The following is a 13,750-nucleotide window of genomic DNA, read 5'->3' as shown; positions in this document are numbered from 1 at the left end:
CCCTTCGATGACTGTCTTGAGAAATTCCCTTTTCGCCGTCACGATCACACTGGCTGCACCCACTCTGGGTGCTGCTCAAAGCGTGCTTCAGATCAATTCGTCTTTGCCGGAAGGCTCTTTTGCCCATGTTTTCTTGCTGGAATATGAAAAACAACTGGAGGCTGCCACCGATGGTGGCATCGACGTCCAGATCTTCATGTCCAACACGCTTGGCTCCGAAGAGGACGTCTTGCAGGGCCTTGGCCTTGGCACACACCATGCGTCTCTGTCTGCGTCTGCCATCGCACAGATAAACACCCGCACCGCGATCTTCGATCTCCCCTACCTTTTCGAAGACCGTGCGGCCGTCAAGGCCTTTGCCGCCAGCCCCGCGGGCGACATGCTGCGCGAGGGGTTTGACGGCAGCGGTATGGTGCTTGCCGCCATGTGGGACAACGGCTTTCGCCAGATTACCAACAACGTGCGTCCGATCGTCGTGCCTGCCGATCTGGAAGGTTTGAAGATCCGCACGCCAACCAGCCGTCAACGTGTTGAAATGTTCAATACGCTGGGCGCGAACGCGACGCCGCTGTCTTTTGGTGAAGTGTATTCGGCGCTGGATCAAGGCGTCATCGACGGCCAGGAGAACCCGGCGCAAGTGGTTGACAGCGCAAAGCTGTTTGAAGTTCAGGGATATATGTCGCTGTCGAACCACGTCTATCTGCCGACGTTCCTCGTGTTCGGAGAACCATATCTCGCAACGCTTGATCCGGCCCTGAAAGAGGCCGCCATGACTGTCGCCGCGGGCGTCGCCGACTGGACTTTTGAGTGGGGAGAAACCACCGACGCCGAGGTTATCGCGGCCCTCTCCGACAAGCTGGCGGTAAACGAGATTGACTTTGCGGCCTTTCAGGCAGCCTCCGCACCGCTTTACGAAAGCGCCACGTTCGTGGATGTCATCGGCGCAGAAATGATCGCCGCCACGCGGTCATCCCTTGGCATCAACTAAGGCAAGCGGGTGGTGCGTTTCACCTCCATCGTCACCCGGATTGACATCTGGCTGACACGCGCCCTGGACATGGCGGTCATCGCGCTCGCCGTGCTCTTGTTCGGCTTGTTGAATTACGCGGTTTTTGCACGCTTTGTTTTGAACAATTCGGTGTCTTGGTCCGAAGAACTGCCTGCGCATGTCCTCGCCGTTCTGACCTTTATTGGTGCCGCCTATCTGACCCGCACCAGCGAGCACCTGGGCTTTGATGCGGTCGTGCGCGTCATGCCACACAAAATGAAGCGCGGCGTGATGGCCATGAATTTGATTCTGATGGCCGCCTTTGGCGCTCTTCTGGCCTGGTATGGCGGCATCGCGGCGCTGAGTTTCGGAGCACGCCAATTGATTTCGGTGGACATGCCGATGATGTTGTTCCGAGCCGCGATGCCTTTGGGCGGCGCACTGATTACGGCGTTCAGTCTGGTCCGCCTTGTCGGTCTTTTGACGGGCCAGATCGATCCCGACGACCTGCTTCCAGAAAGCGACGCGTAATGTTCCTTGATCCCGGATGGATAATTCTGATCTTGCTCGTTGTGCTCCTGATCGCGGGATTGCCCATCGCCTTTGTACTTGGTGTGACGGCGGCCACCATGATCCTGCTCGATCCCGCCGTCGTACCGCAGATCATCGGGCTGATCCCCTTCGGCGGCGCCAACAACTATCTGCTGGTTGCGGCCCTTTTGTTCATGATCGCCGGAGAGGTGATGAACCAAGGACGGATCGCAGAGAAGCTTATCGCTTTCGCGTCCAGCCTTGTCGGCCACATTCGCGGTGGGCTGGCCCATGTGAATATCCTGACATCGCTGTTCTTTTCCGAGATTTCCGGCACGGCCACGTCTGATGCCGCCGCCATTGGCTCTGTCATGATCCCACAGATGAAAAAACGCGGGTATCCGGCGGCTTTTGCGGCTGCGGTGACATCGACCTCTGCGACAATGGCGATCATCGTGCCCCCGTCCCTGAACCTGATCCTGTACGCCTACGTCTCGAATACGTCTATTGCCGAACTTTTCGCGGCTGGGATTTTGCCGGGCATCATGGTCTGTGCACTCTTGATGGGGACCGCCTATTTCATTTCGGTGCGCAAGAACTATCCGACCGAAGGCGCATTCAGCTTTGCGCGAGTGCTGTCGACAGGCAAGGATGCCGCGATCCCGCTCACCCTGCCGATCCTCATTCTGGTCGGGATTTTGGGCGGCATCTTTACCGCGACTGAGGCAGGCGCGATTGCTGCTTTCTGGTCCATCGTCCTAGCCGCCTTTTTTTACCGCACCATCGGCTGGACGAAGCTGATCGACACGTTCCGCATTGCAGGCAAACGCAGCGCGATGCTGATGTTCATCGTCGCGACCTCAACCTTGCTGGGCTGGTATCTGACCAATCAGAGGATCCCCCAGGACATCGCCCAGGCGATCCTTGGCTTGTCCGACAATTACTGGGTGGTTTTGCTGGCGATCAACGCATTTTTTCTGCTGGCGGGCACCATCATTCATGGCACGCCCGCCATCCTGATGCTGGTACCCATCTTTATCCCTCTGGCGGATCAACTGGGAATCGACCGGGTGCATTTCGGATTGATACTCACAATCAATCTCGGCATCGGACAGCAAACCCCGCCCGTCGCGTCGGTTGTCCTGATCACCTGCGCGATTGCCAAGATCTCGATCGCCAAGATCATTCCCTCCATGCTGTGGTTCATCGGGGCCATGTTGGTGGCCCTTGTGCTGATCAATGTGTTTCCGGCGATTGTCCTTTGGCTGCCATCGGTGATCCTGTAATGCGGCTGCTTGTCGTCAATCCCAACACGTCCGAAGATGTGACAGCCCGGATCCGCGCGGCCGCTCTCGCCGCAGCAGAGCCTGGAGAGCACGTCACGACCATTACGGCGGCGTCAGGACCGCGCCTGATCGTGACGGAGGCCGACGGCGAACGCGCCGTTCAGGGCGTGATCGAGGCCATTCGCCTCTTTGCCGATCCGTTTGACGGCGTTGTGCTGGCATCATTCGGGGATACCGGAGCGGCGGCCGTGCGCGACCTCTATCCCGATATACCCGTGCGCGGCATTGCCGAGGCTGTCTTTGGCGACATCAAAGCCTTTGGCAAACCCTTCTCGATTGTCACTTTCGCACCCGAACTCGTCCCCTCTCTGCGACACATGGCTGAACGGCATGGCGTATCGGATTTGTTAATGGAGGTTGCCGCCGTTCCAGGCCCTTTGACTCATGCGGCTGGCGAAGTTGCGGACGCGTTGGCCGAGCATATGTCAGTGCTCTGCCGGGCCTGCGCCGCCAATGGGGCGCAAAGCATCGTTCTGGGTGGAGGGCCCCTCGCGGGACTGGCGCATCGGATTCAGCCGGGTTGCCCTGTGCCGGTCATCGACAGCACGCAATCGGCGATCAAGCAATTACGCCATATCCATCGCGCGACAAGCGTCTAGTTTAATCACAGGGTCAATCGCGGCCAATCCATAGTGCGCGCCGAATACCGAGCCATAGTGCGATGTCACTCCGCACGCGCATGACACACAATCCCCGGCAACCCTCGCAACAAGTTGAAACCATCCTAGATGCGGCCACCGGTCTCGCAGTGTTTGCCGAAGGCCGGGTCCGCCACCGGCCCAGATCCCTAATCGATGAAATACGAGGTGATCGGGCCAATGCCCTTCACGCTGTGCTGATGCGCCTGACAGGCGGCAACGTGTCTGCCGATGGACCGCCTTGTCGCATCCGAAATGTGTATTTTTCCCGCCTGACCGCTGGATTCCAACCGGCTGGCAAGGTTCACGGTCTCCCCCCAGACGTCATAGACGGATCGTGTCCGTCCGATCAGTCCGGCGATGACCGGGCCGCTGTGAACCCCGACGCGGATTTGCAAGCCCGCCTGGCTGACCGAACTGTCCCCCATGCGCCGGATCATGCTGCGTGCGAAGTCGACGGCAATTTCCGCATGATCGGGGCGCTTTGCGGGGATCCCGGAGGCCGCCATATAGGCGTCGCCAATTGTTTTGATCTTTTCGATGTCATGGTGCAGGGCAAGTTCGTCAAATGCGGTAAACACGCTGGACAATTCCCGCACCAATGCACTCGCGTCAATCCGTGCCACCAGAGGTGTAAAATCGACAATGTCGGCGAAGACGATCGTGGCGCCTTCGAAGCGGTCGGCGATGTGGGTTTCTCCGTTGTTCAACCGGAGAATGACAGGCGCTGGCAGCATCGATAGCAGCAGTGTATCAGCGCGGTCTTTCTCGTATTTTATCTCTTCGTTGAAGGCGATTTCGCGGGCGCGCCAGCGCTTGCGCTCAAGGCAGGCGTCGACACGGGCGTGCAGCAACACAGGATCGATAGGTTTGGGCAGATAGTCCTCCGCGCCAATGCTGATACAGCGCGCAATCGCACCGGTTTCCTTGAGGCCAGAGACCATGACGACAGGTGTTTCGCGCAGGGCGCCGTCGGATTTGATATGTTCCAACACCTGGATTCCGTTAACCTGAGGCATCAGGATATCAAGAAGCACAAGATCGAACTGTTCTTCCTGCATGGCGCTAAAGGTCTCGGCCGCGGATCCGACGGCTTTGACGGTGTGGCCTCTGCGCTCCAACTGGCGTTTCAGGATTTCACGGTTGGGGGCTTCATCGTCGATGACGAGGATATGTCCCGTCAGGGCGTTTTTGTCAGGATTTGCCGCGTTGATGCTCCGCTCAAGGCTCTCTGCAATCAGACCGTCATTGACGACGTCTTCTTCGCTATCGTCCGACAGCGCGCCATCCACCACCTCATCGATGCGCAGCGTCAGACGCCGGGCTTCTTGCAAGATGACATTCAGGTCTTGGAGCGTAGATGGCGCAAGATCATCTGCGAAGTCTTCCGCAATCATTTCGGAGTAACCGATGATCGCATTGATGGGCGAGCGCAGGTCGTGGCGCAACCGGACTTGCAGGTCGGCGTCGCTGGCAATGTCACGCGGATCATTGGTCAGATTGGAAATCATCCGGGCCAGCCGCGCTGCGGCTGTGCGCACTTTCTCCAAATCCTCCAGCGCGTCGGTGGGACCAGAGTTCTGAACCTCAACAAATATCAGATCCAGAAAGCCGGTAATCGCCTCTGACGGACCGCTGAGCCTTTGCGAAATCCGTGCGGCATAAGCCAGCTTGTGATGTCGGTCCGGCGGTTCCATGATATTCTATTTTTCCAGCAGCCGGGAGATGATGTCCAACAGGCCCGGCAGTTCAATCGGTTTGGTATAAAAATCGTCGCATCCCGCCTCCAGCGCCTTTTCACGGTCGCTGGCCATGGCATGCGCCGTCAGGGCAACAACAGGGATATGGGCAATCACAGGGTTTGCCTTGACCGCGCGCGTCGCGGCCCAGCCATCCATGACCGGAAGGCTCATGTCCATGAGTATCAGATCCGGCTTGGTACTGATAGCCTGATCCAATCCGGCCTGACCATCGCGGGCGGACACAATCTCATAGCCCTTCCGCTCCAGGCGACGCGACAGCATATCAAGGTTCATATCGTTGTCTTCAACGATCAGGATCAAGGGCATGGCACAATCCTTTCCTGCTCAGTGCAACTGGTTCAATTGACGTTTCAATGCAGCCAAAAGATCGCTGCGACCCGTATCGCCTTTGCGAATGACTTCCCCCGCATGTGTCTTGAGCCATGACAACTCATCGCGGCTCAGGTCTTTGGACGTCACCACGATCACGGGCAGATCGGCCAGGCGCTCGTTTGACCTGATGGATTTCAACACATCGAAACCGTCCACGTTTGGCATCATGATGTCCAGCACCATGAGCGTCGGCTTGCTGTGCTCAAGCAAACTGAGTGCGCGCTTGCCATCGGAGGCTTCGCGCACGGTCCATCCTTCGCGGGTCAGGCTCCGGCGAAAGAGATTGCGCGTGGCAGCGTCATCATCGACAATCAGAACATCTTTTTCCTGCCCACTTGCAATCGCATCCAGCGTCGCAATCAGCTTTGCCGGATCAATCGGCTTCGTGAGATGTTCGACCGCGCCAAATGCCAACCCCATGTCACGATCTGCGACAATCGTCGCAAGAATGACGGGCGTTTCACACAGCAGTGGATCTGCTTTCAGTTCCTTGAGCATCGACCAGCCATCCCTTTCGGGCATGATGACGTCCAGTACGATGGCATCCGGCTGATGCGTTCGCGCCATGTGCAAACCGCTTTCGGCGTTTGCGGCCATAAGGACCTCGTAGCCTTCGGACCGCACGATTGCAGACGCCGCAGAACGCGCATTCTCCTCGTCATCGACAATCAGAATACGGCCCATCGCATGCCCATCCCCGGAGTGTAAACCGCCGGGCGATGGTGCTGTCACGGGATGGAACCGGGCCGGGATTTCAAACCAAAACGTTGACCCCTTGCCGTCCGCGCTCTCAACCGAGATTTCCCCACCCATCATCCGGGTGAATTGTTGCGCGATGGCCAAGCCAAGCCCGGTTCCGCCAAAGTTGCGTGTGGTCGATTGATCGGCCTGTACAAACGCCTGAAACAGTTTCTGACTCTGATCCGCCGTCATGCCGATGCCATCGTCCACCACCGCAAATTTAAAGAACGTCTCCTGGTGCCTGACGGTTTCGGTGACATTCAAGGCAATGCGCCCGTTCTTGGTAAACTTGGCCGCGTTGGACAGCAGGTTGAACAGGTTCTGACGCAACTTGGTCTTGTCCGTCTCGATCGTGCCGGTCGGCATATCCACGTTTAGAACAAGTTCGTTCCCGTTTTTCGTGATCAAGGGGGCGACCGTCGCGGCCACTTCGTCCAGCAACGGGTGCAGATCAAAGGTCTCGGTATAAATCTCCATCTTGCCCGCTTCGATCTTTGACAGATCAAGAACGTCATTGATCAAGGACAACAGGTGGCGACCGGAGGCCATGATTTTTTCGAGGTCTTCGATGGCCGTGTCAAAGCCCAGCTCCGCCGCGTCTTCGGACAGCATTTCGCTATATCCGATGATGGCGTTCAACGGCGTGCGCAGTTCATGGCTCATCGATGCGAGGAACTGGCTTTTGGCGGAGCTTGCCGCGATGGCCTGGCTGTTGGCCTCTTCAAGCTGCGTCTGCTTTTGCTTGAGGTCGGTGATATCGCTGTACACGCTCACCGTGCCTCCGTCCGGTGTCTTGCGTTTTGACACCTGTATCCAGGCACCGCCCATGAAGACTTCCTGGCCCTTGCCGCTTGGGTTCTGGTGCTGGTGGACCCGGTCGGCGATCCATTCGTCCGGTGGGTTACCCGCAAGATCGACGGACCCGCGTTCGATCTGTAACCGCAGAATATCCACCAAGGGCGTGCCGGGTTCCAAAATCTCTTGGACATGGGCGAATATGCTGCGGAACCGGGTGTTGACCAGCACCAGCCTGTCGCTGTCGTCAAACAGGGCAAAACCGTCCGGGATGGTCTCTATGGCGGTCAGAATGGTGCTGCGTTGCGCGCGTGCTTCTTCTTCAAGGATGCGCCGCCTGTCCTGGCTGTCGCGCAGGGCGCGCAAGGCCTGAGACATCTGACCCAACTCGTCCTCCCCTTCAGGAGGCAGTTCGACGTCCCGGTTGCCGCTGATCAAACCGGTGATCGCGCTGCTGATGCTGTGCATCGGAACCAGAATGGACCGCAGCGCACGCCATGTCAGAAAAACGCCCGCAATGACAATCACCAGACAGGCAATGATCGCCCGGTAGAGGGCCGACCGGGCGGCCTTTGTGGCCTCCTGACTGGTCTGATCCGCTTTTGCTGACAGATCATCGACAAGTTCGGTAAATGTGGCGTCAACCGCATCGCTGGCCAACCGGGCCTGCGCAAGCAGCGTGTTTCCCAGAACCCTGTTGCCATCGGTATAGGCATCTACAGCCCTAAGCGATGTCTCATAATATTCATCTGTCTGCGCACGCACCATCGAGGCCGCGTCCGGGCCGAAAACACTCAAAGCTTCAAGGCTTTCTTCCAGCCTTGCGCGGGCCTCGTTCGCACGGCGCTCGGAGAGTGTCAGTTGGCTGACCGCCAGATCGGTCATCCAATAGCGCATTTCTCCGAAATGCCGATCAGCCGCACCCGCGACTTCCAGCCGGTGAAACCCCTCGTTCGCGTCGTATATCCGATCCTGATTGCGCAGCAGATCATAGGCCATAATGCCGGTGCTCAGGATCAAAGCCGCCAGCAAAACAGCGGACAGCGACCCGATGCGAACGGGAATCGTATTCTGCGAAAACCATCTCTTGAAAGGTTTTTGCACCGGCGTATCAACCATCAGAACAGCGAAATGCTGATCGCACCGGCCAGATCACCAAGCTGCCCGCCTTCCTTGGGAAATCCGGTCACATCCGTTTCGCCTGCAGGCGCGCCATGACAGGCGAGGCAGGATTCCGAATAGTACTCCGGTATCAGCATCCTGAACGCAGGTTTTCCGTTGATCGTCGTGGCCTCGTAGAACGCCTCGCCTGTGGGCCATGCGCTGTCCTGAAACTTTTCCGCGATGACCTGACGCTCCCATTCATCCGGGCGCGCCTTGCGGTTTCTCACCAGGTTCATGGGCGCCGTGACTTTCACAACCGCCTGCGACGCCATGTCTTCAACGAATTTCTCGTTCACAAGTCTTGCAAAGACAGCAGGTATAAAGCCTTTGAACGCTAGGCCTTCTGCATTGATCAGGCCCTGACTTTCGTCGATTACACTGATCATTGCGTCCAGCTGCGTCAGGGTCAGTGCGCGCTCCCTGTCCGACAAATCGTCTGCAAGCGGATGCTGACCGTTCGTTTCCAGATAGGCTTCGATCACTTGTTCATAAAACACATCGCCCGTCAGACCCTTGTCCGCAATGTCCGGATCATTGATCAAGGACTGACTGTTGGACACGACACTGCGCCCTGCCCGCAAGACAGCCGCAAGACGGTTGCCCATTTCCACTTCATCCGCAGTCTGGGCCATCGCCCGGTGCAAAGGGGCCGACAGCCAAAGAGCGCTGGCAATCACCAGAAGACAAATGAACGCTTTCAAATCACATACTCCAAAAACCGCCAGTCTACGCCGTTCTGAAACCTTGGCAAGGAAAGTTCGGAACGTCGGAAACCCTGAGGTTTACGTTTTATGTTCTTTAGGAAAATCGTTGAACACGCGCTGCCCTGCAGGTCGCGCGTCGCGCAATTTCGCGTCCGTTTGTTTGCCTGCGCGCTACACGTTCACCCAAGTGTGCCCGGCCTCAAGGCTGTGCTTTGACGGCCTGCGCCGCCTCAAATTGCGACAGGAAAACGCGCCCAGTCATGTCCGACAGAAAATGCTGTTCTCTGAGCCTGTCCATGACCGGCCCCTTGACCTCGGACAGGTGCAGCTTCACATCCATTTCGCGCAACCGCTCGTTGATTGCCTCCAATGACTCCAGCGCACTGAGATCAATCTCGTTGATCGCGGAACATTGCAGGATGACATGGCGAATGCTCGTATCACCCGCAACGCGGTTCTGGATTTTCTCCTCCAGATAGCGGGCATTCGCGAAATAGAGGCTTTCGTCAACGCGCAGCGTGACGACGCTGGGGTCGGTAATGACGTCATGGCGCAGGATGTTTCGGTAATGCTCTGTTCCGGGCACTTGACCCACCTCGGCGATATGCGGTTTTGACGACGCATAAAGGTGTAGCAAAATGGACAAGACGACGCCTGCCGAAACCCCGATCTCGACCCCGAGGAGCAATGTGGCCAGAATGGTGGTCAGAACGGCCGCGAAATCCGCCTTTGAATACGCCCAACTGCGTTTCAGGATGGAAAAATCCACAAGGCTGAGCACAGCGACGATGATCGTCGCCGACAGTGTTGCCTTGGGCAGAAAATAGACAAGCGGCGTCAGCGCGATCGCGGCAATGGCCAAACCGAAGGCGGTAAAGGCCCCTGCCGCTGGCGTTTCGGCGCCCGCGTCGAAATTCACCACGGACCGGGAAAAACCACCGGTGACAGGAAAGCCGCCAGTGAGGGATGCGCCGATATTGGCTGCACCCAGCCCGATCAGTTCCTGATCCGGATCAATGCGCTGACGTTTCTTGGCCGCCAGAGTTTGGGCCACCGAAATCGATTCAACGAACCCGATGATCGAGATCAGAAACGCCGGCAAGAGCAATTGGCTAAGCAGTGACGGCGAAAATGAAGGCAGCGTGAAGGGTGGCAGGCTTTGCGGCACGACCCCCACGATCCTGACGCCCTGATCTGCGAGGCCCAGCGCCCAAACGGCGAACGTGGTCAGCACGACGACCGCAACCGGGCCGGTTTTCACCAAAGTGCCCGTCAGGCCCGCCCCCAAGCCGAGACGGACAAGCAAAGGTTTCAACCCTTTGCGCACCCAGAACAAAAATCCGGTTGCAGCTATCCCGATCACTGCCGTGATCCAGTTGGTCTGTGGCGCGTTCTCCACCAGAGACAAGACCAGTTCCAAAAGGTTGTGACCCTGCGCGTCGATGCCCAGAATGTGCTTGAGCTGGCTGGCAGCAATGATGAGACCCGAGGCCGTGATGAACCCTGCGATAACGGGGTGTGACAGGAAATTTGCGATGAACCCGAGGCGGAACAGCCCCATCGCCAACAGCATCACCCCCGAAAGCCCTGCCAGAGACAGCGCGGCCACAGCATAGCCCATCGTGCCTTGCTCAACGATGTTGCTGAGCGCTGCCGCCGTCATCAGAGACACCACAGCAACGGGCCCAACGGCCAGGGCGCGGCTGGTCCCGAACACGGTATAGAGCAGGATCGGCACGATCGAGGCGTAGAGCCCCGCCTCTGCGGGCAGGCCCGCAAGCAGCGCATAGGCCAGCGATTGCGGGATCAGCATGATCGTCACGATCAAGGCCGCCATCAAATCACTGGAAAGGGCAGATCGGTTGTAGTCCCGACCCCATGTCAGAATGGGCAAGAAGCGCATTATTGCAGTACTCGATCGTAAAATGTGGAGGAGGGAGAAAACGCCCGCAATTCTATGCGGGCGTGCTTATGGCTTTATTTGACGCCGATTTTTTCCGGCTTGGCCATCCATTCGCGCCCTTTCAGCATGCCTTTCCAATACACCGGCGGCAGCATTTTCTCTTTCAGGAACCAGGCAGCGCGGGTCGGTTTGGTGCCATCGATGAGAAATTTGGGAAAGCTGGGCAACATCGTTCCGCCATAGCCAAACTCGGCCAGTACGATCTTGCCACGCTCCACCGTCAGCGGACATGAGCCATAGCCATTGTACTGCGCGACCGGCGCACCGCCCCGCATATCAGCGACGAGGTTTTCAGCAACGATGGGCGCCTGGATCCGCGCCGCCGCCGCCGTCTTCGCATTTGGCGCGTTCATGACATCACCGAGCGACCAGACGTTATCGTATGTCTTGTGGCGCAACGTTGCCTGATCCACATCAATCCATCCTGCCGCGTCAGCCAACGGCGACACCCGAATGAAATCAGGCGCTGTCTGTGGCGGGCACACATGCATCATGTCAAAGTCCATCTCGACCCGTTCAACGGGCGTGTCCGGTTTGGCGACATCGAACCATGCCTTTTTCGCCGGACCATCCACGGCTACGAGGTTGTGAAAGAAATTCAGCGATGCGTCATATTTCTTGACGTATTCCATCAGGGCCGGAACGTAGTCCTTGACGCCGAACAATACGCCACCGGCGTTGTTGAACTGAATGTCGATGTTCTTCAACACCCCCCTGCGGAACCAGGCATCGCCGGACAGGTACATCGCCTTTTGCGGCGCACCGGCACATTTGATCGGCATGGGCGGCTGGGTAAAGATCGCCCGCCCCTGCGTCATGCCCTGAACCAATTCCCAGGTGTAGGGTGCAAGGTCGTATCGGTAATTTGACGTCACTCCGTTCTGGCCGAGCGTTTCGACCAGACCGTCAACCTTGTTCCAGTCAAGTTTCAGGCCAGGGCACACGATGAGCCGTTTGTATTTCACGACCCGACAGCCATCGAGGATCACGGCGTTGTTGCCCGGCTCGAATGCCGCGACAGCCGCCTGTATCCAATGCACACCCGGCGGGATCAGCGACCCCATCGTGCGCGACGTCTGCTGAGGTTCGAAAATTCCGGCACCGACCATCGTCCATCCGGGTTGATAGTAATGGACATCCGCAGGATCAATGATGACGATCTCGAGGCCGGGTTTGCGGGCCTTCAGGCTTGCCGCAGCGGCAATACCACCGGCGCCAGCCCCGACAATCACGACCTCATAGCTCGCGTCGCCTTCATCGGTCGGGGTTTTCCCGCCGTTGACGATCCGGCGCACGACACCGCCCATATCGTATCCCGCCGCCTTCGTGGCCGCCAGGATATCAGCGACACTGCGCTGCCCCGCCTGCCCGAGCGACCACAGCGTCGCAGATCGTGTCCCACTCCGGCAAAAGGCGAGGACAGGGCCCGGCAATTCGGTCAGTGCCTTGTCAAAGGCTGCGGCGTCTTCGTCGGTCACCTTGCCCGAAACGATTGGCAGGTAAAGCGCCGTCAGTCCGGCGTTCTGGGCTGCATTTGCGATTTCTTCAAAGGTTGGCTGGTCTGGCCCCTCCCCGTCCGGCCGGTTGCAAATCACCGCCCGAAATCCCGCATCCTTGATCGCCTGCATATCCGCAGGCGTGATCTGTTCACTGACCGATAATCCGGCCGTCAGTGTCTTGATATCCATGTGTGTCACTCCCTTCGGTCAGATGGCGTTGACCGGAACTTTGAGCATCGGGTTGCCATCGTGATCCTTGGGCACTGCGCCTGCGCGCATGTTCACTTGCAAGGACGGAATGATCAGCTTGGGCATATCGAGTTGCGCGTCCCGTTCAGTGCGGAACTTGATGAACTCTTCGCGAGTTTTGCCGCCACCCACGTGGATATTGTCTGCCTTTTCTTCGGCCACCGTTGTTTCCCACTGAATCGCGCGCCCGTTCGGGCCGTAATCGTGACACATGAACAACCGCGTCTCGTCCGGCAGGCTGAGAACCTTCTGGATGCTGTCATAAAGTTCGCCCGCATCACCGCCGGGAAAGTCACAACGCGCCGACCCGCCGTCCGGCATGAACAGCGTGTCACCGGCAAAGGCCGCGTCGCCCAGGACGTGCACCATGCAGGCAGGTGTGTGGCCGGGCGTATACATGGCAAAGCCCTGCATATTGCCCATCATGTAGGTGTCCCCGTCCTTGAACAGCGCATCGAATTGCGAACCGTCGCGCTGGAACTCGGTGCCTTCGTTGAAAATTTTGCCGAAGGTTTCCTGCACGACCAGAATTTTGTCCCCGACGCCGATTTTTCCGCCCAGCTTTTGCTGGATATAAGGGGCAGCACTCAGGTGATCGGCGTGCACATGTGTTTCGATGATCCAGTCGAGCGTCAGGCCGCGCTTTTTAATCTCGGAGATCAGCGCATCCGCATGATCATAGGTGATACGCCCGGCGGCATAGTCGATGTCCATGACGCTATCGATGATGGCGCAATGCATGCTGGACGGATCTTTTACGATATAGCTGATCGTGTTTGTCGCCTCGTCAAAATGGGCCGAAACCTCTGGCTTGACGGACATGTTTACCGGATAAGTCATTCTTTTTTCCTCCATTACTCAGACCGGGGCTTCCCCCGGCTCTTGCGTTAAACTGCACAGGACTGGCACAGCGATTGTTTTAGGAAACGGAGTGCATCCCAGCCCTCCGCGGCACAGCAGTTGGCCGCACCTGGCGGCATCTTGCGATACCCGGAAA

Annotated in this window: 11 protein-coding genes; 4 read left to right on the top strand and 7 right to left on the bottom strand. The window is 58.0% G+C overall.

Annotation, left to right across the window (positions count from 1 at the left end; translation table 11 throughout):
• Nucleotides 1-7: 7 nt before the first annotated feature.
• The 4 genes from LC354_RS11160 to LC354_RS11145 are packed head-to-tail and all read left to right on the top strand — an operon-like array spanning nucleotide 8 to nucleotide 3,464.
• The gene (locus LC354_RS11160) at nucleotides 8-988 is read left to right on the top strand and encodes a TRAP transporter substrate-binding protein (protein ID WP_223423813.1); all 981 of its coding nucleotides are present in this window, start codon (nucleotides 8-10) and stop codon (nucleotides 986-988) included.
• Nucleotides 989-1,000: 12 nt separating this feature from the next.
• Nucleotides 1,001-1,519, top strand: coding sequence for a TRAP transporter small permease (locus LC354_RS11155; protein WP_223423811.1), 519 nt, complete (start codon nucleotides 1,001-1,003; stop codon nucleotides 1,517-1,519).
• On the top strand, nucleotides 1,519-2,805 hold the full coding sequence (locus LC354_RS11150) for a TRAP transporter large permease (RefSeq protein ID WP_223423809.1): 1,287 nt from the start codon (nucleotides 1,519-1,521) through the stop codon (nucleotides 2,803-2,805). Before LC354_RS11155 ends, LC354_RS11150 begins: the two co-directional genes overlap by 1 nt.
• The gene (locus LC354_RS11145; RefSeq protein ID WP_223423806.1) at nucleotides 2,805-3,464 is read left to right on the top strand and encodes an aspartate/glutamate racemase family protein; all 660 of its coding nucleotides are present in this window, start codon (nucleotides 2,805-2,807) and stop codon (nucleotides 3,462-3,464) included. The genes LC354_RS11150 and LC354_RS11145 overlap by 1 nt, the downstream gene beginning before the upstream one ends.
• Before the next feature lie 188 nt (nucleotides 3,465-3,652).
• On the opposite strand, the gene LC354_RS11140 is transcribed toward LC354_RS11145, so the two are convergent.
• The 7 genes from LC354_RS11140 to LC354_RS11110 form a co-directional block, all read right to left on the bottom strand.
• Entirely contained in the window at nucleotides 3,653-5,200 is a 1,548-nt protein-coding gene (locus LC354_RS11140; protein ID WP_223423804.1) for an adenylate/guanylate cyclase domain-containing protein, read from the bottom strand.
• Nucleotides 5,201-5,206: 6 nt separating this feature from the next.
• Nucleotides 5,207-5,572, bottom strand: coding sequence for a response regulator (locus tag LC354_RS11135; RefSeq protein WP_223423802.1), 366 nt, complete (start codon nucleotides 5,570-5,572; stop codon nucleotides 5,207-5,209).
• An 18-nt stretch (nucleotides 5,573-5,590) separates the two neighbouring features.
• Nucleotides 5,591-8,278, bottom strand: a complete 2,688-nt coding sequence (locus LC354_RS11130) for an ATP-binding response regulator (protein ID WP_223423800.1) — start codon at nucleotides 8,276-8,278, stop codon at nucleotides 5,591-5,593.
• A gap of 14 nt (nucleotides 8,279-8,292) precedes the next feature.
• On the bottom strand, nucleotides 8,293-9,039 hold the full coding sequence (locus LC354_RS11125; protein ID WP_223423798.1) for a Tll0287-like domain-containing protein: 747 nt from the start codon (nucleotides 9,037-9,039) through the stop codon (nucleotides 8,293-8,295).
• 202 nt (nucleotides 9,040-9,241) lie between these two features.
• Complete coding sequence (locus LC354_RS11120) at nucleotides 9,242-10,945, bottom strand: SulP family inorganic anion transporter (protein ID WP_223423796.1); 1,704 nt, start codon at nucleotides 10,943-10,945, stop codon at nucleotides 9,242-9,244.
• Between the two features lie 74 nt (nucleotides 10,946-11,019).
• On the bottom strand, nucleotides 11,020-12,693 hold the full coding sequence (locus LC354_RS11115) for a bifunctional protein tyrosine phosphatase family protein/NAD(P)/FAD-dependent oxidoreductase (RefSeq protein ID WP_223423794.1): 1,674 nt from the start codon (nucleotides 12,691-12,693) through the stop codon (nucleotides 11,020-11,022).
• An 18-nt stretch (nucleotides 12,694-12,711) separates the two neighbouring features.
• Entirely contained in the window at nucleotides 12,712-13,593 is an 882-nt protein-coding gene (locus tag LC354_RS11110) for an MBL fold metallo-hydrolase (RefSeq protein WP_223423792.1), read from the bottom strand.
• Between the last annotated feature and the right edge of the window lie 157 nt (nucleotides 13,594-13,750).

The organism is Tateyamaria pelophila (assembly GCF_019966495.1).
Taxonomy (GTDB): Bacteria; Pseudomonadota; Alphaproteobacteria; order Rhodobacterales; family Rhodobacteraceae; genus Tateyamaria; species Tateyamaria pelophila.
The sequence above is the reverse complement of the archived record's forward strand: the minus strand, read 5'-3'. Positions and strand labels throughout refer to the sequence as shown.